Raw genomic sequence first — 217 nt, 5'->3', positions numbered from 1 at the left:
GAGAACGCTCTGCTTGTTGGCAAACCTGGCACCGGGAAGTCGCACATCGCCAAGGCGATTGCCTATCAGGCGATCCTGCAAAGCCACAAGGTCCAGTATCTTGAGACCGACTGTCATTCGGCTTGCAATATTGACCCCCTAAGCCGGGGGATCGGCGTCCAAAATTGACCCCCTACAGGTTGGTCTGTTGCGCTGCCTGCTTCGTAACAAAGCAGGT

The 217-nt window shown here is 55.8% G+C and carries 1 protein-coding gene; it reads left to right on the top strand.

All coding sequences use genetic code 11. The annotated features are described in order from the left end of the window. The coding region (locus tag QJT78_RS52955) for an ATP-binding protein (protein WP_281461026.1) at positions 1 to 168 on the top strand (168 nt) is incomplete at its 5' end. Between the last annotated feature and the right edge of the window lie 49 nt (positions 169 to 217).

This window comes from Bradyrhizobium sp. Mp27 (assembly GCF_029953005.1).
In the GTDB taxonomy this organism is placed as follows: Bacteria; Pseudomonadota; Alphaproteobacteria; order Rhizobiales; family Xanthobacteraceae; genus Bradyrhizobium; species Bradyrhizobium barranii.
Note: the sequence above shows the minus strand (reverse complement) of the source record. Positions and strands in the feature narration are given on the sequence as shown.